Below are 18,801 nucleotides of genomic sequence, written 5' to 3'. Positions count from 1 at the left end.
CGAGACCGAAGGAACCCCATGCCCGACTGGCAGGCCACCATGATCAGCGCCGACGAGGAGTTCGACGGCGCGCCGCTGCTCCGCGGCGAGTTCACCCTCGAGACCGGGCACGGGGAGGTGAGCAGCGCCACCCTGCACCTGTCCGCGCTGGGCGTCGTCGAGGCCTGGGTCAACGACCGCCCGGTCTCGGCCGAGCTGCTCACCCCGGGCTGGACGAGCTACGAGTGGCGGATCCGCTACCGCACCCACGACGTCACCGAGCAGGTGCTCGCCGGGGGCGACGGGCCGCTGGTGATCGGGCTGGCGCTCGGCAACGGCTGGTACCGCGGCCGGCTGGGCTGGTCGGGCGGCCGGAACATCTACGGCGAGCAGCTCGGTGGCTGGGTGCAGCTCGAGCTGACCTACGCCGACGGCCACACCGCGGTGGTCACCACCGACACCGAGCACTGGACCGCCGGGCCGAGCGCGGTCACCGCCAACGACCTCTACGACGGCGAGGACATCGACGCCCGGCGCCGGGTCGACGGCTGGCGGGCGCCCGGCTTCGCCGGGGACGGCTGGACCGGCGTGCACGCCCTCGACCTCGATCCCGTGATGCTCGAGCCGTACGTCGGCCCGCCGGTGGTCCGCACCGAGGAGCGCGCCCCGCAGCGCATCTGGACCTCCCCGGCCGGCAAGGTGCTGGTCGACTTCGGCCAGAACCTGGTCGGGTGGCTGCGCGTGAGGGCCCGGGGCGACGCGGGTGCGGTGATCACCCTGCGGCACGCCGAGGTGCTCGAGCACGACGAGCTCGGCACCCGCCCGCTGCGGACCGCCCGGGCCACCGACCACGTCACCCTCAGCGGCGGCGAGGACGTCTTCGAACCCACCTTCACCTTCCACGGGTTCCGCTACGCCGAGGTCGACGGCTGGCCGGGCGGGATCGACGCGCTGCAGGCCGACCCGGACGCGCTGACCGCGGTGGTGATCGGCTCCGACCTGCGTCGCACCGGCCGGTTCGCCTCGAGCCACGACCTGCTCAACCAGTTCCACGCCAACGTGGTCTGGGGCATGCGCGGCAACTTCGTCGACGTCCCCACCGACTGCCCGCAGCGCGACGAGCGGCTCGGCTGGACCGGCGACATCGCCGCGTTCGCCCCGAGCGCGGTCTACCTCTACGACGCGTCGGCGTTCCTGCGCGACTGGCTGCGCGACGTCGCCCAGGAGGCCGCGCACGCCGACGGCATGGTCCCCTTCGTCATCCCCGACGTGCTCAAGTACAGCCCGCGGCACGTCGACGGCACCGGCGAGCCGCAGGAGACCACCTGCCTGTGGAGCGACGCCGCGGTGTGGGTGCCGTGGTCGGCCTGGCAGGCCTACGGCGACCTCGGCGCGCTGGCTGAGGCCTACCCGACGATGGCCGCACACACCCGCCGCGAACGCGCCCAGCTGAGCGCGAACGGGGTCTGGGACACCGGCTTCCAGTTCGGCGACTGGCTCGACCCGGGGGCCCCGCCGGACGACCCGTTCAAGGCACGCGCCGACATCGGCGTGGTGGCCACCGCCTGCGCCTACCGGACGGCGGTGCTCACCGCGGCGGCGGCCCGGCTGCTCGGCCACGACGAGGACGCCGGCGAGTTCGAGACCCAGGCCGCCGACCTGCGGGCGGCGTTCACCCGCGAGTACGTCGACCGCGACGGTCAGGTCGTGCACAGCGACTGCCAGACCGTCTACGCGCTGGCCATCGTGTTCGGGTTGCTCGACGAGGACCACCAGCGCGCGGCCGGCGACCGGCTGGCCGCGCTCGCCGTGGAGAGCGGGTTCAGGATCTCCACCGGCTTCGCCGGGACCCCGTTCGTCACCGACGCGCTGACCCTGACCGGGCACCTCGACGAGGCGTACGGGCTGCTGCTCGAGGAGGGCTGTCCGTCGTGGCTCTACCCGGTGACCATGGGGGCCACCACGGTCTGGGAGCGCTGGGACTCGATGCTCCCCGACGGCACCATCAACCCCGGTCAGATGACCAGCTTCAACCACTACGCGCTCGGCGCGGTGGCCGACTGGATGCACCGGGTGGTGGGCGGGCTCGCCCCGGCCGAGCCGGGCTACGCCTCGCTGCTCATCGCCCCGCAGCCGGGCGGCGGGCTGACCTGGGCCGAGACCAGCCTGGAGACCCCGCACGGCGAGGCGGCCGTCCACTGGGAGCTCGACGGCGACCGGCTGACCGTCGAGGCGACGGTGCCGGCGGGCACCACCGCGACCCTGCGGCTGCCCGGCCGCGAGGAACAGACCCTCGACCCCGGTCGGCACACGGTCACCGCCTGACACCCCTCCTCCCGCCCCCTCTCGCCACCTTTGCGCCTCGGCGGTCATGGTGGCGCCCGGTAGACCGGGCGCAGCCATGACGCGCGGGGCGCAAAGGTGCGGAGGGCGGTCGGGACAAGCGGGCTTGGAGACGGCTTGGCGGGGCCCCGACGCAGCCCGGGCCGCGGGGCCAAGAGATCGCCAAGCGGTTGCGGTGAGGCTGCGGTCATCGCCCACCGGAACCGCACCGCAGGAGTCGCCATGACCACCGTCGCCAGCCCGATCAGCACCAGCCCGACCACCGACCCGACCGCCGGGCTCGACCTGCTCGCCGCCACGCTCCGCGGCCGGTTGCTGCTGCCCGACCACCCCGACTTCCTCGGGGCGGCGATGCCGTGGAACGTGGCCGTCCCCGCCGACGCCACCGCGCACCTGGCCGTGGTCGAGGCCGCGGACGCCGCCGACGTCGCTGCCACCGTCCGGCACGCCGCCGGCCACGGGCTCACCGTCACCGTCCGGGCCACCGGGCACGGCGCGTACGCCGTCGGCGGGCCGAGCGTGCTGCTGCGCACCGGGGCGCTGCAGGAGCTGACCGTCGACCCGGCCACCCGGATCGCCCGGGTCGGCGCCGGCGTGAAGTGGGCGCAGGTGCTCGAGGCCGCCGCCCCGCACGGGCTGGCCGGGCTGGCCGGCTCCTCCCCCGACGTCGGCGTGGTTGGTTACCTGACCGGCGGCGGGCTCGGCCCGGTCGCCCGCAGCTACGGCTGGGCCTCCGACCGGGTGGTCGCCTTCGACGTGGTGACCGGCGACGGCGAGCTCCGTCGGGCCACCGCCACCGAGAACCCGGCGCTGTTCTGGGCGCTCCGCGGCGGCAAGGGCGCGCTGGGGATCGTCACCGCGGTCGAGTTCGAGCTGGTCGAGCTCGCCGAGCTGGTCGGCGGCTGCCTGTTCTTCGCCGCCGAGCACGCGGCCGAGGTCCTCCGCGCCTGGGCCGCCTGGGCGCCGGCCCTGCCCCGCGAGGTGAGCACCTCGGTCGCGCTGCTGCGGCTGCCGCCGATGCCCGGCGTCCCCGAGCCGCTGGCCGGCCGGACCACGCTGGCCGTCCGGTTCGCCGACGTCGGTGGCGACCCCGAGCGGGCGCAGGCGCTGCTGGCGCCGGTCACCGGCGTGGCCGCCCCGGTGTTCGGTGGGGTCGGGCCGATGCCGTACGCGGCGATCGGGATGATCCACGCCGACCCGGTCGACCCGATGCCGAGCACCGAGACGGCCACCCTGTTGGCCGAGCTGCCCGAGGCCGCGGTCGAGACGCTGCTGGCCCTGGCCGGGCCGGACGCGGACCAGCCGGACCGGCCGTGCCCGCAGATCATCGTCGAGCTCCGGCTGCTCGGCGGGGCGCTGGCCGAGCCGGGGGCGACGCCGAGCGCGCTCTGCCACCGCGAGGCGGCCTTCACCCTGCTGGCCATCTCGCTCGGTGTCCCGCCGGTGGTCGGGCCGGCCCAGCAGCACGCCGCGGCGCTGCTCGACGCACTGGCGCCGTGGAGCCTGGGTGGGGCGAGCGCGACCAACCTGCCCAACTTCAGCGCCACCGCCGACCCGGCCGGCGTGGCCCGGATGTACGACGCGGCGACGTTCGCCCGGCTCGGGTCGCTGGCCGACAGCTACGACCCGCACCGGGTGCTGGTGGCCGCCGAGCCGTTCCGCGGCTGACGCCCTCGTCCGCACCGCACGCGAGCGGCCGTCCCGGGTCCGACCCGGGGCGGCCGCTCGCCCGTCCGGTCCCCGGTCCAAATCGTGCGGACCCGACAGAAAGCCGGCCGATGCTGGACCAACCGCCCACGCCGCGGGCCGGGACTCGACAGAATGGCTCCGTGCTGGAGTTCGCCGTCCTCGGCCCGCTCGAGGTCCGGCGCGACGGCGTCCAGCTCCCGCTCGGCCCGCCCAAGCAGCGCGCGGTGCTCGCCGTGCTGCTGCTCGAGGCCGGTCGCGCCGTCTCGACCGACCGGATCGTCGCCGACGTCTGGGGGGACGACCCGCCCGGCAGCGTGCTCACCAGCCTGCAGGCCTACGTCTCGAACCTGCGCCGCGTCCTCCGCGACGAGGACGCCACCACCCCGATCGTCCGCCAGCCCCCGGGCTACCGCTGCACCGTCGGCCCCGGTGGGCTCGACCTGGCCCGGTTCCGCGAGGACGCCGACCGCGCCGTCCGGGCCGCCGACGACCGGGACTGGGCGACCGCGGTCACCGCGGCCACCGCCGCGCTCGACCGCTGGCGGGGCCCGCTGCTCGCCGACTTCGCCGACGAAAACTGGGTCGTCCCGGCGGTCGCGGCCGCCGAGGAGCGGCGCACCGCCTGTCGACAGACGCTGGTCGCCGGGCTGCTCGGGCTCGACCGGGTCACCGAGGCCGTGCACACCTCGGCCGCCCTGCACGCCGACCACCCGCTCGACGAGCGCGCCTGCTGGCTGCACCTGGTCGCGCTGCACCGGGCCGGTCGCACCGCCGAGGCCCTGGACACCTACCGCGCCCACGCCACCCGCCTCGACGAAGAGCTCGGCCTCGAACCCGGGCCCGCGCTCCGCGACCTGCAGGGCGCCATCCTGCGCCAGGACGCCGCGCTCGCCGGCTGGCCCGGGCCGGCCGTCCCGCTCGCGACCGTGGGTCTCACGGCTGGTCGCCCGCCCGCCGCCGCGGTCTCGTCGGTCCCTCCGGTGGTCGAGCCGGCCCCGGTCCACGCGGCGCACCCGAGGACGACCCGACCGGCCGCGGACCCGGGCGACCCGTCGGCAGACCGCGCCCCGGGAGGCCCGGGAGACCCGAGCGACCCGAGCAGCGCCGGCGAGGAGAGCGACACCCTGATCGGCCGCAGCACCGAGCTGGCCGCGCTGGCCGCGGTGCTGGAGCCCGGGCGCACCGGCTGGGCGGTGCTCGAGGGCGTCGCCGGGATCGGCAAGAGCCGGCTGGCCCAGGCCTGCCTGGCCCGCTGGGCCGACGCCGGCGGCTCGCTCGTCGTCGGCCGCTGCCCGGACGAGCCCGGCCAGCCGGCCTGGTGGCCGCTCCGGCAGGTGCTCCGCGACCTCGGGGAGGACCCGGACGCCGTGCTGCTCCCGCCCGCCGGGGTGGAGGTCGACGCGGCCCGGTTCGCCACCATCGAACGGGTCCGCGCGGTGCTGGCCCGGCACGCCGCCGGGGCGGGCGGCCTGCTGCTCCATCTCGACGACGTGCACTGGGCCGACCCCACCACGCTGGGCTTCCTGACCGTGCTCGCCCAGTCACCCCCGGTGCCGGGGCTGGCCGTGCTGCTGACCACCCGTCCGGTGCCGGCGGGCGGGGACCTGCCGCAGGCCCGGCTGCTGGCCGCGGTCGTCCGGGCCAGCCGGTCCCGGCACGTGGTGGTGCCGCCGCTGTCGCCCGACGAGGTGGCCCGGCTCGCCGACCGGGTCAGCGCCACCCCGCTCACCCCGGCCGAGGCCGACGCCCTGGCCGAGCGGACCGGCGGCAACCCGTTCTTCGTCGCCGAGTACGCCCGGCTGCCCGAGTCGGGCCGGGGCGCGGGCGAGATCCCCGGCGCGGTCCGCTCGGTGCTCGACCGACGGCTCGCCACCGTCGACGCCGAGGTGCTGCGGGTGCTCCGGGTGGCCGCGCTGGTCGGCCAGACCCTCGACGTCGACCTGCTCGAGCGGATCCTCCGGCTCGACCGCGACGAGCTCGCCGACCTGCTCGATGACGCCGCCGACGAGCACCTGATCGTGGCCGGCGGCGACGGCACCCCCGGCGGGTACGCGTTCGTGCACGCGCTGATGCGCGAACAGGTGGCCGACGGGCTGACCGGACTCCGTCGGCAGCGGCTGCACCTGCGGATCGCGGACGAGGTGGCCGACCGCGGACGTCCCGAGGCCGTCCACCAACGGGCCGCGCACCTGCTGGCCGCGCTCCCGCTCGGCGACCCGGCCGAGACCGTCGCGGCCTGCCGGGCCGCCGCCGAACAGGCGGCCGCGCGCTGGCAGTCCGCCGACGCCGCCTACTGGTGGGGCGGCGCGCTGCAGGCGCTCGACCTGCTCCCGCCGTCGGCCCAGCAGGACCGTGGCGACCTGGTCGCTGCGCAGGTGACCGCCTACGCCCGGTCCGGACGCGGCACCACCGCGGTCGAGACCGTCGACGAGGAGCTGGCCCGGGCCATCGACACCGGTCGGCTCGAGGCCTGCGGGCGGATCGCCGTCTCGCTGCTGAGGTCGAGCGGCGCCTGGCCGTGGGCGGTCTACGGCACCACCCCGGACAGCGTGCTGATCCGGCGGCTCGAGCAGCTGACCGGGCTGCTCGAGGACAGCCCGGCCGACCGGGTGCGGGTGCTGGCCACCCTCGCGGTCGGCTCCTGCTACCACCCGGACCCGGACGTCCCCGACCGGCTCGGGCGCGAGGCGATCGCGGTGGCCGAGCGGCTCGACGACCCCGACGCGCTGGCCGACGCGCTGCTGGCCCGGGCCATCACCTACTCCGGCGTCGCGGACCGGGCCGCCGAGGTGGACGCGGTGCTGACCCGGCTGGCCGGGCTGCCGCACGACCAGTCCCGGCTCGACGCCGTGTTCTGCCACAACCTCGGGGCGCTGACCTCGCTGCTGCTCGGCCGGGTCGACGAGGCCGCCGCCCACGTCCGCGACGGGATCGCCGCCGCCGACGAGCTACGGCTCCCGGTCAGCCGGGCGCAGCTGCGCTGGATCGAGGCCGAGCTCACCCAGTGGCACGGCGAGGACCTCGACCGGGCGGCCGAGCAGTTCGAGCGCGCCTGGCAGGTGCACGCGGAGACCGAGCTCTACAACGACGGCGTCTTCGAGCTGTCGAAGATCTCGGTGGCCTGGGACCGCGACCGGCTCGACGGGTTGGAGATCCCGCTGGCCGGCCCGGCGCTGTTCTGGCTGCGGGTGATCGTCGCCGCACTGCAGCGGCGTCCCGGGTCGGTGGAGGCGCTGACCGCGGAGATCGCCCGCCCCGAGCCGGTCATCTGGACCACCCACGGACGGCTGACCCTGCTCGCCCACACCGTCGCCGACCTGGGGCTGGCCGAGCTGGCCGAGCCGCTGCGGACGCGGTTGTCGCGCTGGTCGGGGCAGGTCGCGGCGATCGGCCACGTGGGCAACGTCGGCCCGGTCGACCTCGCGCTGGCCCGGCTCAGCCGGCTGGTCGGCGACCCGACGACGGCGCGGACCCGGGTCGCCGCAGCCCGCGAGCTGTGTCGTGCGCAGCGCGCGTCCCGACATCTGCTCCGGGCCCGGCTGCTCGATCTCGAGCTCGCTCTCGACGACCGGCCGGGCGAAGCTGGTGGCCCCGATCCGGACGAGGTCGCCGCGGTCCGCCGGGAGGCGGAGCGGCTGGGGATGGACCGGCTGGCCGCGCGTGCGGAGGCGCTGGCCGCCGAGGTCGTCCGCAGCTGACCGGCGGTGGCCCGCGCCGTCGGCCAGAGGGTGTGTGTACCCCGTCGGGCACCGCCTCAAACGCGTTCCTTCGCGCCTCTGGTCGGCCGCGGATGCGGCCGTCGTCGGGGGCCGAGGGCGGCACCGGAGTGCTTGCCCGGGGTTGATATACCTCGGGGTGACGGTGCCGTCCGGCTCCGTTCCGAGCTCGCGGGCCCGACCCGCGGGAGACACGGAGGTGTGCGATGAGCGAAGAGACCGAGGGTCCGGCCGACGGCGGCGCCGAGGGCGTTCCCGGACAGCACGACGGCGGCGCGGACGGCGGTGCCGACGGCGGCGCCCACACCGAGGGCCCCGCGGACGGTGGTGCGTCGGGTACCCCCGGCCAGCACGACGGTGGTGCTGACGGTGGTGCTGACGGCGGTGCGGACGGCGGGGCCGAGGGCCCGGCCGACGGCGGCGCTGACGGCGTTCCCGGTCAGCAGGACGGCGGCGCTGACGGCGGCGCCGACGGCGGCGCCTGAGCCGCGGACCGAACCCACCGCATGACGAACGACGCAGGTGTGCCCGGCGACCCCACGGTCGCCGGGCACCCGGCCGGCGCGACGCCCGCTCTCGACCGGCTGATCACCCTGGGCGCCGAGGCGTTCGCCGGCGCCCACTGGGGCCGGGCGCCGCTGCTCTCCACCGCCGCCGAGCTGGGCGGCGACTTCACCGACCTGCTCGACGCCGCCGCGGTCGACGAGCTGGTCTCCGACCGTGGGCTGCGCAGCCCGTTCCTCCGGGTGGCCAAGGACGGCTCGACCCTCCCGGTGGCCTCGTTCACCGCCGGCGGCGGGATCGGCGCCACCGTGGGTGACCAGGTCAGCGACGACAAGCTGACCGAGCTCTTCGCCTCCGGCGCCACGATGGTGCTGCAGGGGCTGCACCGGGTCTGGCCGCCGATCCTCGACTTCTGCCAGCAGCTGGCCGCCGAGCTCGGCCACCCCGTCCAGGCCAACGCCTACGTCACCCCGCCGCAGAACCAGGGGTTCGACGACCACTACGACGTGCACGACGTGTTCGTGCTGCAGATCGACGGCGAGAAGGAGTGGACCATCCACGCTCCCGTCCTCGACGCACCGCTGCGCACCCAGCCGTGGACCGACCGGCGGTCCGACGTCCGCGCCGAGGCGGCCCGCGAGCCGCTGATCCACACCGTGCTCCGGCCTGGCGACTGCCTGTACCTGCCGCGGGGCTACCTGCACGCGGCCAAGGCGCTCGGCGGGGTCAGCACCCACCTGACCATCGGCGTCCACGCCTGGACCCGCTACCACCTCGCCGAGCAGCTCGGCGCCGCGGCGCTCGAGGCGCTGACCACCGACGTCGAGGCGCGCGGCTCGCTTCCGTTCGGTGTCGACGCCGGGGCCACCGACGACCTCGGGCCCGCGATAGACCTGATCCGCGAGAAGCTCGTCGCCGCGGTCCGGGCGGTGCCCGACCACGTGGTGGCCCGGGCGCTCGGCCGGCAGGCCCGCGACGCCCAGCGCGCCGCGCCGGTCGGTCCGCTGGCCCAGCTCCGGGCGGCGGCGGGCCTCGAGCCCGAGGACCGGCTGGTGCTGCGTCCGCACCTGCGGGCCGAGCTGGTCGACGAGCCCGACGGCACCGTGCTGGTCAGCCGGGCCGGACGGCTCACCCTCGAGCCCGCCCAGGTGGCGGCGGTCAAACCCCTGCTGGCCGGTGAGCCCACGCCGGTCGCCGAGCTCGGGGTCGAGCTCGCCCGCACGCTGTTGCGCGCCGCGGTCGCGGTCCGCGGCTGACGGGCTGACGGCGCGGTGCCCCCGACGACCGGTGTCGACCCCTCCCGCGCCGCGGGTGGTCCGGAGAGCCCGTCGACGCCGGAGCTCGAGCGGCTGGCCCGCGGCACCACGGCGCGCTGCTCCGACGCGGCCCGCGAGCGCGGCGACCAGCTGAGCGGCACCGCCCCGCCGGCCACCCGCTGGCTGCTGGTCGAGCACCCGGGTGCCTGGGGCCTCGACGAGCTGGCCGGCTCCGACCTCGACGAGGCCACCCAGCGCCACCTGCGGGCCGCGGCGAACCACGCCGAAGCCCGGCTGCTGACCATCCGGCGACCCGGTCGGCGCGGTTCGCTGGTGCCCGCCGAGAAGCGCTGGATGGTCGCCCGCCGCGGGGCCGCCACCGTCCAGGGCCACTGGCGCGAACCGGCCGACCTCGAGGCGGCGGTCCGCGAGCTCGAGCAGCCGACGTCGGAGCGCGCCACCGGGAGCCCGCTGATCCTGGTCTGCACCCAGGGCGCGCGGGACGTCTGCTGCGCGCTGCGCGGGCGTCCGGTGGCTGCCGAGCTGGCCCGGCACTGGCCCGAGGAGACCTGGGAGGTGAGCCACGTCGGCGGCGACCGGTTCGCCCCCAACGTGGTGCTGCTGCCCGACGGCGTCTACTACGGACGGCTCGACCCGGAGACCGCACCCGGCGTGGTGGCCGACCACCTGGCCGGCCGGGTCCGGACCGACCACCTGCGCGGGTACGCCGGCTACCCGCCGCCCGCCCAGGCGGCGATGACCGTGCTGCTGGACCGGCTCGGCCGCGACGCCCACACGCTGCGCTACCTCGGCACCGTCGGCGACCGGTTCAACGGCTGGCAGGTGAGCTTCGCGGTCGGTGACGACGGGATCGAGGTGCAGATGAGCGCCTCGGCCGCCCCGGAGGCCCGGCTGACCTGCCGGGCGGTCAGCGAGACCTCGAGCCTGCTCTACCGGGTCGAGGACATCGACGGCCCGGCCGGGCTGGTCGGTCAGGGAGCGATCAGACCGCCGTCGTGACCGCGGACCCCGGCCGCCCAGGCGTCGTGCCCGGACAGCTCGGCCGGGTAGCGCGCGGCCGCCGCCTCGTCGAGGTCGATGCCCCAGCCGGGCGCCTCGTTCGGGGTCAGCCAGCCGTCGACGATGTCGAGGGTGCCGGGGAAGACCTCGTGCACGGCCTCGGGGTAGACGTGGCCCTCCTGGATCCCGAAGGCGGCGGTGGTGACGTCGACCGCCACGTTGGCCGCGGCCGCGATCGGTGAGGTGTCGCCCGGGGCGTGCCAGGCGGTCCGGACGCCGGTGTACTCGGCCAGCACGCTGAGCTTCTTGGCCGGGGTCAGCCCGCCGATCGCCGAGATGTGGCAGCGGATCAGGTCGACCCCGCCGCCCAGGATCAGCCGGGCCGCGTCGGTCTGGCTGGTGGCCAGCTCGCCGACCGCGATCGGCACCGGCGAGGCGGCGCGCACCTCGGGCAGCCGGTCCCAGTGCTCGGGCGCGAGCACGTCCTCGAGGAAGAACGGCCGGTACGGCTCGACCGCGCGGGCCAGCCAGACCGCCTGCTTGGGCGTCAGCCGGTTGTGGACGTCGTGCAGCAGCTCGATCCGCTCGCCGAACCGCTCCCGGGCGGCGGCGAACAGCCGCGGGACGTCGCCGAGGTACCGCTCGACGTCCCAGCCGGCCGGATAGGGCACCCGCCGGTCCGGCGGCTCGTCGAGCCCGGGCGCGCCGTAGGCGCCGATGCCCGGTTGCCCGGTCTGGATCCGGACGTGCCGCTGGCCGCGGGCGACCAGCGCCTCAGCCTGGTCGAGAGTCTCCTCGACGGTGGCGCCGCCGGCGTGCAGGTAGGTGTCGGCGGCGGCCCGGACCCGGCCGCCGAGCAGCTCGTGGACCGGCAGCCCAGCGCGCTTCCCCGCGATGTCCCACAGCGCCATGTCCAGCCCGGACAGCGCGTTGTTCTCCACCGGCCCCTCGCGCCAGTAGCCGGAGAAGCGCACCAGCCGGGTCAGGTCCTCGATGTCGCCGGGGTAGCGCCCGACCACCAGCCGGGCCAGGTGCTCCTCGACGAACGGGATCACCGCCCGCCAGCGCTGGGTGTAGGTCGCGCAGCCGAGCCCGTAGAGCCCGTCGACGTCGGTGTCGACCCGGACCACCACCAGGGCGATCCCCTCGGGAGCGGTGGCGATCGCCCGGACACCGGTGATCCGGACGTCCGCGGCGACCGCCCAGGGGTCGTCGAAGGTCGCGGGCCGGCTCGGGGCCTCGGCCGTGGGCGCGTCGGCGGGGGCGCCGACCGATTCGTCAGCGGGCAGGGACATCGGTGTCCTCCTCGGAAGTGGCCAGGATTTCGGTGGGCAACTCAGCGGGTGGGTCGGCTCACAAATCGGCGGTGTGCTCGGAGTGCACGGAGTGCACCGGGCGGAAGCCGATCAGTCGCCGCGCCCGCCCGGTGTCGACCAGCGCCGCGCGCCCGGGCAGCGGCCGGCGGCGCGGCACGTCCGGGGCCCAGCGGTCGAGCAGCGCTGCGGTGGGCGCGTCGATCAGGGTGTCCTCGGCTCCGAGGTGCAGCGCCACCGCCCGGCCGTCGAGGTCGGGGTGGGTGGACTCCAGCGCGGCCCGGCAGGCCGCCCCGGCGTCGCGGACGTCGAGGTAGGACCAGCCCTCGCGGACCGCGGTCTCCGGGGCCTCGGTGGTGCGGGCCGAGGCGTGCCGGAGCGCGTCGGCGTCGGCGGTCAGCGGGAACCGGAACGACACCACCGACAGCCCCCAGGCGCGGGCGGCCGTCTCGGCGGCGAGCTCGCCGGACCGCTTGGACAGCGAGTAGGCGTCGGCCAGATCGGGCGGGACGTCCTCGTCGAGGGGGAAGTAGGGCGGCAGCGGCCGGTGCGGGTTGAACGGGATGCCCAGCGCGTTGATGCTCGAGGCCGCGACCACCCGGCGGATCCCGGCCTCGACGGCGGCGGTCAGCACCGCCCAGGTGCCGACGACGTTCTGGGCGTAGACCGCGAACGGGGTGTCGAGCGACGGGTGCGGGATGGCCGCCAGGTGCACCACCGCGTCCACCCCGTCGAGGGCCCGGACGACCACGGCGCGGTCGGTGGCGTCGCCCTCGATGCGCTCGACGCCGTCGAGGCGCTCGCCGCCGGACGGCCCGGACGGATCGGGCGTGCCGGCGCGGTCGAGCGCGACCACGGTGTCACCGGCATCGGTCAGCGACCGGACCACCCCGGTGCCGATCCGACCGGACGCGCCGGTGACGAGCACACGACGGGCCGGACGCGCACCGGTGGTCGGGTCGGGGGTGTCGGACACGGGACTCCTCTCGCCCGGGGCACCCGGGCGACGCGGCGGGAGCGCCTCAGATCCAGGGCGCCACCAGGTCGACCCAACGGTCGCACATCGTCCGGACGACCTCGCCGGGAGGCGCCGCCCAGACGTCGGCATTGAAGATCTCGACCTCGACCGGTCCGGCGTAGCCGGTGGCCGCGACCATCCGGCTGACCGCGGCGAAGTCGATCACGCCGTCGCCCATCATCCCGCGCGAGAGCAACGCGTCGGCGGCGATCGGCAGGTTGAAGTCGCAGACCTGGTAGGAGGCGACCCGTCCCTCGCGACCGGCCCGGGCGACCTGCTGCGGCAGCTCGGGATCCCACCAGACGTGGAAGGTGTCGACCACCACGCCCACCACAGCCGGGTCGAACGGCGCGGCCAGGTCGAGCGCCTGACCGAGGGTCGAGATCACCGCCCGGTCGGCGGCGTACATCGGGTGCAGCGCCTCGAGCACCAGCCGGACCCGGTGCTCGGCGGCGTACGGCGCGAGCTCGGCGAGCCGGTCGGCCACCCGCTGCCGGGCGCCGACCAGGTCGCGGCTGCCGGTCGGCAACCCGCCGACGACCATGATCAGCTCACCGGTGCCGAGGGCCGCGGCCTCCTCGATCGCCCGCCGGTTGTCCTCCAGCGCCGACCGTCGCCCGTCCTCGTCGGCCGCGGTCAGGAACCCGCCGCGGCACAGCGAGCTGACCCGCAGCCCGGCCTCGGCGACCGTCTTCGCCGCCACCTCCAGCCCGACCTCGGCCACCCGGTCGCGCCACAGGCCGACCCAGCCGAGCCCCGCGCCCGCGGCCAGCTCGACCGCGGTGGGCAGGTCGGCGTGCTTGATCGTCGCGGTGTTGAGCGACAGCCGGTCGGGACCGGTCACGCGGGAACGCCCTGGACGCGCAGGTACTGCCGCATCCGGTCCGCCGCGAGCTCGGGGTCGAGCAGCAGCCCGGCGGCGTCGGCCAGCCGGAACACCCGGGCCAGGTGCGGCACCGAGCGTCCGGCGTGCAGCCCGCCGACCATGGCGAAGCCCGGCTGGCGCCCGTTGAGCCAGGACAGGAAGGCGATCCCGGTCTTGTAGTAGAAGGTCGGCGCCTCGAACAGGGTCCGGCCGAGCTCGCGGGTGTCGTCCATGATCGACCGGGCGCGGGCGCCGTCACCGGCGTCCCAGGCCTGCAGGGCGGTCGAGGCGGCCGGGAAGATCGCCGCGAACACCCCGAGCAGGGCGTCGGAGTGCCGGCCGTCGGCGTCGTCGTCGAGCAGCTCGGGATAGTTGAAGTCGTCGCCGGTGTAGAGCCGCGGGGCGCCGGGGACGGCCGCCAGCCGGGCCCGGACGTCGCGCTCGTGGTCGGCGTCGAGCAGGCTGATCTTGATCCCGTCGACCTTGTCGGCGTGGTCGGCGATGATCGACAGCACCGTGTCGGTGGCCGTCGCGAGGTCGTCGCTGCCCCAGTAGCCGGCCAGCGCCGGGTCGAACATCGGGCCGAGCCAGTGCAGGATCACCGGCGCGTCGACCTCGTCGAGCAGGGTGCCGTAGACGTGCGCGTAGTCGTCCGGACCGGTGGCCACCGCGGCCAGCGCGCGCGAGGCCATCATGATCACCTGCGCGCCGGACCCGGCGACCACGTCGAGCTGGTCGCGGTAGGCGTCGATCACCGTCTGCAGGCCGCGCGGGCCGGGAGCGAGCCCGGTGAGGTCGAGGTGGTCGGTGCCCGCGCCGCAGGCCACCCGGCCGCCGACCGAGGCGGCCTCGGCCGCCGAGCGCTTGATCAGCTCGGTGGTCGCGGCCCAGTCGAGGCCCATCCCGCGCTGCGCGGTGTCCATCGCGTCGGCCACCCCGAGACCCCAGCCCCACAGCTCGTGCCGGAGCCCGAGGGTGGTGTCCCAGTCGATCTCCGCCGGCGCACCGGGGACGTTGGCGGCCAGCGGCTGCGGCACCACGTGCGCGGCGGCGAACACCACCCGGGAGCTGATCGGGGCGGTCGGCCGGGTCCAGTCGCCCGGGGCGCCGAGGCTGTGGGTCTCGGGCCGGCCGTCCGGGCCCGGCAGCCGCAGGGTGGTGCTCACAGCGCGAGCTCCGGGACGTCGAGGGTGCGCCGCTGCGCCGAGGAGGCCAGTCCGAGCTGGGCCAGCTGGACGCCGCGGGCGGCCGAGAGCAGGTCGTAGCGGTGCGGCCGCCCGGCCAGCAGGTCGCGGAGGAACTCCTCCCACTGCACCCGGAAGCCGTTGTCGAGCCGGGCGTTCGCCGGCACCTCGAGCCACTGGGCGCGGAAGTCCTGGTCCTTGCTGCCGTCCGGCGCGAGGTCGGGGTTCCAGACCGGCATCGGGGTCTGCGACCGCTGCTGCGCGACGCAGCGGTGCAGCCCGGCGACCGCCGAGCCCGCGGTGCCGTCGACCTGGAACTCGACCAGCTCGTCGCGGTGCACCCGGACGGTCCAGGAGGAGTTGATCTGCGCGATCACCCGGTCCCCGTCGGGGGTCTCGCACTCGAAGATCGCGTATGCCGCGTCGTCGGCGGTGGCGGCGTAGGGCCGGCCCTGCTCGTCGCGGCGCTCGGGCAGGTGGGTGACGGCCTTGGCGGTAACCGACCGGACCGGACCGATGACGTTCTCCAGCACGTAGTTCCAGTGGCAGAACATGTCGGTGACGATGCCGCCGCCGTCCTCGGCGCGGTAGTTCCAGGACGGGCGCTGGGCCGGCTGGGTGGTGCCGTCGAAGACCCAGTAGCCGAACTCGCCGCGCAGCGAGAGCATCCGGCCGAAGAAGCCCTCCTCGACCAGTCGGCGGAGCTTGATCAGCCCGGGCAGGTAGACCTTGTCGTGCACGACCCCTGCGGTGATCCCGGCCCCCCGGGCCAGCCGGGCCAGATCGACCGCCTGGTCGAGGGTGTCGGCGGTCGGCTTCTCGGTGAACACGTGCTTGCCGGCGCCGATCGCCCGCCGCAGCAGGTCGTACCGCAGCGTGGTCAGCGCCGCGTCGAAGAACACGTCGACGCTGGGGTCGGCGAGCACCTCGTCGACGTCGGTGGTCCAGGCGGAGATCTTGTGCCGCTCGGCCAGCTCGGCCAGCTTGGCCTCGTTGCGCCCGACCAGCACCGGTTCGAGCTGCACCCGACTGCCGTCGGCGAGCTGCAGCCCACCCTCGTCGCGGATCGGCAGGATCGACCGCAGCAGGTGCTGGCGCAGCCCCATCCGTCCCGTGACGCCGTTCATGGCGATCTTGAGCACCCGCGGTGCGGTCCGCGCCTGCGGACGACGGTCGTCGGTCACGGTTCCCCTGTTCGTCGCCGGCGGACCGGCGCTGGTCGGTGATCGGAAAGGGCTTTCCCAGCGTAGCCCCGCCGGAGCGGGCGGGTCAATGATCGGACGACGGTCTCGAGTGCGGCCACAGTGCGTCCGGCTCTGGCAGGATGCGAGCCCCGGGCGGTGCGTCGCGCCGCCGACGACGTCCCAGGGGGTCGCGTGGTGAGCCGACGAGAACCGGCCGATCCCACCCACGCCGGAGCGACCGCCGACGGCGAGGCGTCCGTCCCGCCGCCCTCCGGTCCCGCAGGCTCACCGACCCTCGAGCAGGTCGCGCGCGAGGCCGGGGTGTCGCTGGCCACCGCGTCCCGGGCGCTCAACGGCAGCACCCGCAACGTCCGGCCCGAGTACCGCGAACGGGTGCTGGCCGCCGCCCGCCGGCTCGACTACTCCCCCAACCTGGCCGCCCAGGCGGTGGCCAAGGGCGGCAGCCTGACCGTCGCGCTGGTGGTCGCCGACATCACCGACCCGTACTTCTCCTCGATCACCTCGGGCGTGCTGCACGCCGCCGAGGAGCTCGGGCTGATCACCACGCTGGCCATCACCGAGCGGCAGCCCGAGCGCGAGAGCGTGCTGGTCCGGGTGCTCCGCGGCCAGCGGCCCAAGGTGATCATCGTGGCCGGGTCGCGAACCGGCTCCGCGCAGGACGACGAGCTCGCCGCCGAGCTGGCCGCGTTCGGCCGCAACGGCGGCCGGGTGGCGCTGATCTCGCAGCCGTCGCTGCCCTTCCGCACCGTCGACATCCAGAACGGGGCCGGGGCGGCGGCGCTGGCCGAGCGGATGATCCAGCTCGGCTACCGCTCCCCCGCGGTGCTCTCCGGACCGGCCGGGCTGGCCACCGCCCGGGAACGCACTGCCGGGTTCGTCGACACCTTCGCCGCGCACGGTCACCCGGTGCCCGAGGACCGGATCATCCCCGGCGAGTTCACCCGCAACGGCGGCTTCCTGGCCGCCGAGCAGCTGCGGCGCCGCGGGCTGTCCGACGTCGACCTGGTCTTCGCGGTCAACGACGTGATGGCGGTCGGCGCGATGGTCTATCTGCGCGACGTCGGGGTCGCGGTGCCGCGCGACGTCGCGGTGGCCGGGTTCGACGACATCGACAGCCTGCGCGACGTCACCCCCTCGCTGACCACGGTGGCCCTGCCGCTGGCCCAGATCGGCCGCGCGGCCGTCGAGCTGGCCCTTCGCGACGACGAGGACGGCGCCGACCCGGCCCGGCTGCCGATCGAGGGTGCGGTGATGGTCCGGGAGAGCACCCCACCCCGCGACGCACCCTGAGCCTGGCGAAGGGCCCGTGCCCTGCGCCCGCCCTCCCGCGCCCTGAGCCTGTCGAAGGGCCCGTGCCCCGAGCCCGTCGAAGGGCCCGTGCCCTGAGCCCACCCTCCGCGCCCTGAGCCCGCCTCTTGTGCCCTGAGCCAGTCGAAGGGCCCGTGCCCTGAGCCTGTCGAAGGGCGGCTCAGGCGGCCAACGTCCGCGGCCGGGCCCGGAGCACCAGCACCGCCATCGGCACCACCACCACCGCGGCGACCAGCGCCAGCGCGGGGTAGCCGGCCCACCCCATCACCAGCCCGGAGAGGGCCGACGACGCGGCCGCGGCGACGTTCATGATCGCGTCGGTGGCGCCCTGCACCGAGGTGCGGTCCCGGTCGGCCACCGTGGTGGTCAGCAGCGTCGAGCCGCCGATCATGCCCGCCGACCAGCCGAGCCCGAGCAGCCCGAGGGCCAGCGACATCGTCGGGAAGTGGGCGTGCCCGGAAAGCCCGGCGACCAGCAGCGCGGCGGCGAAGACGAGCACCGCGATCAGTAGCACCCCGCGGGCGCCGATCCGGTCGGTGAGCACGCCGAACAACGGGCTGGCGCCGTACATCCCGAGGATGTGGATGCTGATCACCAGACCGACCAGCCCGAGCCCGAAACCGTCGTTGACCATGTGCACCGGGGTCATCACCATCACCCCGACCATCACGGTGTGGCTGCAGGTGATCGCCACCACGGCGAGCACCGCGGCCCGGTTGCGACGGGTGGTCCGCAGGCTGTCGAGCAGCGACGGACGGGCCGCCTCGGGCCGCGTCCCGGCCCGCACCGGCGCCGGCTGGAGGGCGATGCCGATCACCACGGCGGCCGCGGCGAAGGCGACCAGGCTGAACAGGTAGGGCCCCGAGAGCGGTTCGATGCCCAGCCGGCGCCCGAGCGCGGCGCCCACCTCGGAGAGGTTCGGCCCGGCGACCGAGCCGAGGGTGGTCGCCCAGAGCACGATCGACATCGCCCGTGCCCGGTAGCCGGGGTCGACCAGCTCGGTGGCGGCGAACCGGGCCTGCAGCCCGGCGGCGGTGGCGGCCCCGAAGCAGCCGAACCCGAGGAACAGCAGCGGGACCAGGTCGGCGGCCACCGCGGTCAGCACCAGCAGGGTGCCGAGGAAGGCGAGCAGGTAGCCCGCGCCGAGCCCCCAGCGGCGGCCGCGGCGCTGGGCCAGCCGGGCCAGCGGGATGGCCCAGAGGCCCGCGCCGAGCACCGAGCAGGTCTGGGCGAACCCGGCGAGCGCGGTGGTCCCGGTCAGCCGCTCGGCCAGCACTCCGCCGACCGCGATCCCGCTGGCCACGCCGACCCCGGCCAGCAGCTGCGAGACCACCAGCACGGCGAGCCGGCCGGGTGCCCGCCGGCCACGACCCGGCACGGGCGCAGGCACCGGCCCCGGCG

At 75.9% G+C, this 18,801-nt stretch carries 13 protein-coding genes; 7 read left to right on the top strand and 6 right to left on the bottom strand.

Features of this window, described 5'->3' with window-relative positions; translation table 11 throughout:
- Nucleotides 1–18 precede the first annotated feature (18 nt).
- From FHX74_RS00930 to FHX74_RS00905, 6 genes are all read left to right on the top strand, one after another.
- A complete protein-coding gene (locus FHX74_RS00930; RefSeq protein ID WP_182558219.1) occupies nt 19–2,304 on the top strand; it encodes an alpha-L-rhamnosidase in 2,286 nt (761 codons plus the stop codon).
- Nucleotides 2,305–2,544: 240 nt separating this feature from the next.
- Nucleotides 2,545–3,990 (top strand): FAD-binding oxidoreductase, encoded by a 1,446-nt coding sequence (locus FHX74_RS00925; RefSeq protein WP_182558218.1) that lies wholly within the window; start codon nt 2,545–2,547, stop codon nt 3,988–3,990.
- 161 nt (nt 3,991–4,151) lie between these two features.
- Nucleotides 4,152–7,709 carry a BTAD domain-containing putative transcriptional regulator gene (locus tag FHX74_RS00920; RefSeq protein WP_220483362.1) on the top strand — a complete coding sequence of 1,186 codons (3,558 nt, stop codon included), beginning with the start codon at nt 4,152–4,154 and terminating at the stop codon, nt 7,707–7,709.
- Between the two features lie 224 nt (nt 7,710–7,933).
- On the top strand, nt 7,934–8,212 hold the full coding sequence (locus FHX74_RS00915; protein WP_182558216.1) for a BatC protein: 279 nt from the start codon (nt 7,934–7,936) through the stop codon (nt 8,210–8,212).
- Between the two features lie 21 nt (nt 8,213–8,233).
- Nucleotides 8,234–9,487 (top strand): cupin domain-containing protein, encoded by a 1,254-nt coding sequence (locus FHX74_RS00910; RefSeq protein WP_182558215.1) that lies wholly within the window; start codon nt 8,234–8,236, stop codon nt 9,485–9,487.
- A 15-nt stretch (nt 9,488–9,502) separates the two neighbouring features.
- Nucleotides 9,503–10,507 (top strand): sucrase ferredoxin, encoded by a 1,005-nt coding sequence (locus tag FHX74_RS00905; protein WP_182558214.1) that lies wholly within the window; start codon nt 9,503–9,505, stop codon nt 10,505–10,507.
- Here FHX74_RS00905 and FHX74_RS00900 read toward each other — a convergent pair.
- From FHX74_RS00900 to FHX74_RS00880, 5 genes are read right to left on the bottom strand one after another with little or no spacing between them, the layout of a single operon-like run.
- Nucleotides 10,480–11,802 (bottom strand): enolase C-terminal domain-like protein, encoded by a 1,323-nt coding sequence (locus tag FHX74_RS00900; protein WP_182558213.1) that lies wholly within the window; start codon nt 11,800–11,802, stop codon nt 10,480–10,482. The two genes, FHX74_RS00905 and FHX74_RS00900, sit on opposite strands and share 28 nt — an antisense overlap.
- 58 nt (nt 11,803–11,860) lie before the next feature.
- Nucleotides 11,861–12,796 (bottom strand): NAD-dependent epimerase/dehydratase family protein, encoded by a 936-nt coding sequence (locus FHX74_RS00895; protein ID WP_220483361.1) that lies wholly within the window; start codon nt 12,794–12,796, stop codon nt 11,861–11,863.
- A gap of 46 nt (nt 12,797–12,842) precedes the next feature.
- Complete coding sequence (locus FHX74_RS00890) at nt 12,843–13,682, bottom strand: sugar phosphate isomerase/epimerase family protein (RefSeq protein WP_182558211.1); 840 nt, start codon at nt 13,680–13,682, stop codon at nt 12,843–12,845.
- Nucleotides 13,679–14,869 (bottom strand): dihydrodipicolinate synthase family protein, encoded by a 1,191-nt coding sequence (locus FHX74_RS00885; protein WP_328823551.1) that lies wholly within the window; start codon nt 14,867–14,869, stop codon nt 13,679–13,681. Before FHX74_RS00885 ends, FHX74_RS00890 begins: the two co-directional genes overlap by 4 nt.
- Nucleotides 14,866–16,071: a Gfo/Idh/MocA family protein gene (locus FHX74_RS00880; RefSeq protein WP_328823550.1), complete on the bottom strand. Its 1,206-nt coding sequence runs from the start codon at nt 16,069–16,071 to the stop codon at nt 14,866–14,868. Before FHX74_RS00880 ends, FHX74_RS00885 begins: the two co-directional genes overlap by 4 nt.
- Nucleotides 16,072–16,266: 195 nt before the next feature.
- Between FHX74_RS00880 and FHX74_RS00875 the strand changes: the two genes are divergently transcribed.
- Nucleotides 16,267–17,382 carry a LacI family DNA-binding transcriptional regulator gene (locus FHX74_RS00875; RefSeq protein WP_182558210.1) on the top strand — a complete coding sequence of 372 codons (1,116 nt, stop codon included), beginning with the start codon at nt 16,267–16,269 and terminating at the stop codon, nt 17,380–17,382.
- Between the two features lie 178 nt (nt 17,383–17,560).
- On the opposite strand, the gene FHX74_RS00870 is transcribed toward FHX74_RS00875, so the two are convergent.
- The gene (locus tag FHX74_RS00870; RefSeq protein WP_182558209.1) at nt 17,561–18,790 is read right to left on the bottom strand and encodes an MFS transporter; all 1,230 of its coding nucleotides are present in this window, start codon (nt 18,788–18,790) and stop codon (nt 17,561–17,563) included.
- Between the last annotated feature and the right edge of the window lie 11 nt (nt 18,791–18,801).

It is taken from the genome of Microlunatus kandeliicorticis, from assembly GCF_014137855.1.
Classification (GTDB): Bacteria; Actinomycetota; Actinomycetes; order Propionibacteriales; family Propionibacteriaceae; genus Microlunatus; species Microlunatus kandeliicorticis.
Note: the sequence above shows the minus strand (reverse complement) of the source record. Positions and strands in the feature narration are given on the sequence as shown.

What these genes read in the sequence shown, in the direction of transcription:
- FHX74_RS00930 (WP_182558219.1), top strand. Translation starts at nt 19, where the DNA reads ATGCCCGACTGGCAGGCCACCATGATCAGCGCCGACGAGGAGTTCGAC.
- FHX74_RS00925 (WP_182558218.1), top strand. Translation starts at nt 2,545, where the DNA reads ATGACCACCGTCGCCAGCCCGATCAGCACCAGCCCGACCACCGACCCG.
- FHX74_RS00915 (WP_182558216.1), top strand. Translation starts at nt 7,934, where the DNA reads ATGAGCGAAGAGACCGAGGGTCCGGCCGACGGCGGCGCCGAGGGCGTT.
- FHX74_RS00910 (WP_182558215.1), top strand. Translation starts at nt 8,234, where the DNA reads ATGACGAACGACGCAGGTGTGCCCGGCGACCCCACGGTCGCCGGGCAC.
- FHX74_RS00900 (WP_182558213.1), bottom strand. Translation starts at nt 11,802, where the DNA reads ATGTCCCTGCCCGCTGACGAATCGGTCGGCGCCCCCGCCGACGCGCCC.